General features: G+C 45.7%; 2 protein-coding genes. Both read right to left on the bottom strand.

What is annotated here, in order from left to right:
- Positions 1-844 precede the first annotated feature (844 nt).
- Entirely contained in the window at positions 845-1,945 is a 1,101-nt protein-coding gene (gene galT / locus IQ229_RS17455; RefSeq protein ID WP_194045869.1) for a galactose-1-phosphate uridylyltransferase, read from the bottom strand.
- A complete protein-coding gene (locus tag IQ229_RS17450) occupies positions 1,924-3,783 on the bottom strand; it encodes a glycoside hydrolase family 2 protein (protein WP_194045867.1) in 1,860 nt (619 codons plus the stop codon). Before IQ229_RS17450 ends, galT begins: the two co-directional genes overlap by 22 nt.
- Positions 3,784-3,806: the final 23 nt, after the last annotated feature.

Below are 3,806 nucleotides of genomic sequence, written 5' to 3'. Positions count from 1 at the left end.
GCCTAAACTATTTTGTTTGGAGAAATACACTATCAGAAGGCTTATAGCAGAACTATCAGAATCCAGTCTGGAGTTATATAGAACCCATCTGATATCTTTTTTAGCTAGTGTTTGAGATATTTACCACTTACCCTTCATCTATTTGTCTGTTTTATAAAAGTTTTTTAAGGGCGATCGCAGCAGCTAAAGTCTAAGAACACTTAAGTCGAACAGTTGTAATGCAACCTTTGATTTATTTATCAGAACATCGATTCTCATAAGTAAAAGGATACTTACTGCCACCCATCGACCTAACCCTTTGTTATTTCCTCAAACTCCGCGATCGCACCTTGATACTTTTAGTTTTAAACTTCAAAGCTAATGAGTAGTGAAAATTACATCATAAGGGAAGGATTGAAGTCATCGAAAAATCTCTTCCATATCTAACCCTGATAAAAAGGAACGGTTAAAATACTTTGTTGATGCACTAATTCAAGAGGTCAAGAAACACAAATAAATACGTAGGTTTGTCCAGAAATTACAGCTATTTTCAGGTAAATAGACCACACGTAGGGACACAGCATTGATCATTGGTGTCAACTTAACCTGAAAGCCAGCCTAGAATCAGCTTTTAGATATTGTCTCCTTGTCTCGTTCCCAGTCTCAGACTGGGAATGCCGTCCTAGAGGCTCCGCCTCCCTTGCTGGCGGCAGAGCCGCCAAGAACAGCATTTCCAGCCCAGAGGCTGGAAACGAGATTTGAAAAGGCTTTTAGCTTAATTTGACACCAATGAGCATTGCTGTGCCCTTACGACGATGTGGTTCAAATACATGAAAATTGCCGTAAGTTACAGTTTCAACCCCTGTCACACGGAAATCGGTTCTTCAATATTTACCACCACAGCTTGTAGTTCCTTCGCTTTCTCCTCCGGTAAAGCATCATTGGCAAACATCCCTGCTGCAAGTTCGGTTCCCGCCAGATACTTTAGCCTTTCGCTTGTCCGATATGGTGGAAAAAACTCGGCGTGTAAATGCGCTTCGGGATGCGCTAAACCGTCAGTTGGTGCTTGGAACCAAGCCATCAAGTAAGGAAACGGGCGATTCCACAAACCATCATACTTGAGAGTGACAGTTTTTAAAGCTTTGGCAAGTCCCCAACGTTGTTCTGGGGTAAGTTCCATAAAAGTGCCAACTGGCTCTTTGGGCGCAATCCAGACTTCATAGGGGTAACGAGCGCAGACTGGGACAAATGCGATCGCATACTCATCTTGATAAATAATCCGTTGATTGTCTGCAATTTCCTTCTGAATCAAGTCTTGCAGTAAACCCCGTTGATGTTCTTTATAATACTCCTGCTGCATTGACAGCATCCGCGCCGGAACAGGCGGTATAAAAGGATAAGCGTAAATTTGCCCGTGAGGATGGTGCAATGTTACACCCACCTCTACCCCTTTATTTTCAAAGGGCAACACATACTGAATTTCAGGATTTAGTCCTAGTTCGCGGGTGCGATCGCCCCACACTTTCAACAGCAAATCTAGATGATCCAACTGTAAAGAACTCAGCGAGGCGCGGGCATCTTGGGTAAAAACCACTACCTCACAGGCTCCATTAGCTGGTAACGTTTCCACGATCATATCAGGTGGATTGTTGGCTGTCAGACTCATTGAGGGAAAGCGGTTATCGAACACTGCCACGTCATACTTGCCTTGGGGTAGTTCCGTTGGGAACTTAGGGTTGGTGGTAGGTGCGAGGGGATTATATTCTGGGGGCGGCATGAATGTCCGCCCTTGACGGTGACTAGCATAAGCTACCCATTCACCCCGCAAGGGGTGCCAGCGCAGGTGGGGATTAGCTTGCACTGGCTCATTACTAGGGCTAGTGGCTTCTAACTGACTAGTAATTGGGTAGCGACTGTATAACTTTAGTTTGCGTCCGTCGGGCTTTAACAGCTTGTGGGAGTACATAAACCTTGTCCTGAGAGGGTTGCTGCGCGGATTGCCTCAATGGGAAATTTCGGCGTGCGATCGCCGTACAATAAACCGTTAGCTTCTTGGAAGGTATCTGTCAATTGTGTGTAACAGAATCCGCTAAATAGCTCAATGTTGTTAACTGTTTCCAAGAGAGCCGCGTATTTCATTTGTAATTCGGAGATATTCGAGCAGTTTTCATATCCCCAAGCTTGCTCTGCATTCGGTTGATCGAGAGGGGCATAAGCAATACCACCAAACTCGGTCAACATTACTGGTTGTCCCTGATGGGGATAGTTATCCAGAGTAAGAATGCGTCCTCCAGGGCGGCTACGCTCAAATAGATCCGATATCTGAATATCCGGTCTGTAGCGATGGGCTAATCGCTCAGGGTGGCGGTCATAATCGTGAATAGCGAGGATGTCGGTATCTGTACTTTCCCAACCATCGTTACCAATTACTGGGCGAGTCGGATCGAGAGTCTTGGTTAGATGATACATTGCCAATACGTAGTTACGATGAGCCGCCGTCTCAGTCAAATTTGGCACTCCCCAAGATTCATTAAACGGAACCCACGCCACAATACAAGGATGGCTAACATCTCGCTTGATGATTTCTGTCCACTCCCGCGTCATCCGTTCCACAGCTTTTGGGGTGAAACGGTAAGCGCTAGGCATCTCCTCCCATACTAACAACCCTAAAACGTCTGCCCAATATAAAAAGCGGGGGTCTTCAATCTTTTGGTGTTTGCGTACTCCGTTAAAACCCATAGCTTTGACGAGTTCTACATCACGCCGCAATGCTTCGTCACTAGGTGGAGTCATTAATGTCTCAGGCCAATACCCTTGGTCGAGAACTAGGCGCAGATAGTAGGGGCGACCGTTGAGCATAAAGCGATCGCGCTGAATGCTGACAGTCCGCATTGCTGTATAAGATTGCACTTCATCTAAAAGACGATCTTTATCCCATAGCTGAATTTGGGCATTTATCAGCGTCGGCTTTTCTGGACTCCACAGTAATTCATTACGGCAGTCGTCAATACCCGGATCGCTCAGAACAATGCGGCGGCTAATTTCCCCATTGAATACTTCATAAGTATCGCTTGCTAACACGCGATCGCCAGCGCTGAGTTTAATTTTAATTTGGACACCTGAAGTAGGTAAATTACCAGCCAGCCCAGCTTCAAACCCAATTTCCCACCGTTCGCAGTCGGGAATCCAACGAAGATTACCGATATAAGTCTCACCTACGCTCTCCAGCCAGACTGTCTGCCAAATACCGCTCGTGCGAGGATACCAAATACTATGGGGTTTCAACTGCCAATCTTGTTTACCACGAGGTTTGGCGAGGTCGTGCGGATCGTCTTGCGCCCACACTGTTACCTTGGTTGTACCACTGTCATTTAAGGCATGAGTAATATCGAGAGTGAAAGAGGTGTGTCCGCCTTCATGCTCGGCTATGTATTTATCGTTTACCCACACACGAGCGCGATAGTCCACAGCGCCAAAGTGTAACAGTAATCTGCCGTCCTCTGGTGGTGTTTCAAATTCTCGCTCGTACCAGCAGTTTGGATGAAACCCGCGATCGTTAATCCCACTTTTGGTAGATTCGGGCGCATAAGGAACTTCTATATGATGAGACCATTCGGAAAAATCGCCGGGTTCGACACATTTTCCTTGGTCATCAAATGCAAATTTCCACAGCCCATTTAAAGATTGCCAGTGCGATCGCTTTAACAATGGTCGGGGATGTGCTGCTGTTAAGTCCACAAAATTACTATCAGTTTTAGAGGCTAATTTAACCTCAGGATTTTCCAAAATTTTTAACAATTTCATCAAATTTTCTCCTTATCCATAAC

Source organism: Nostoc cf. edaphicum LEGE 07299, assembly GCF_015207245.1.
In the GTDB taxonomy this organism is placed as follows: domain Bacteria; phylum Cyanobacteriota; class Cyanobacteriia; order Cyanobacteriales; family Nostocaceae; genus Nostoc; species Nostoc edaphicum_B.
Note: the sequence above shows the minus strand (reverse complement) of the source record. Positions and strands in the feature narration are given on the sequence as shown.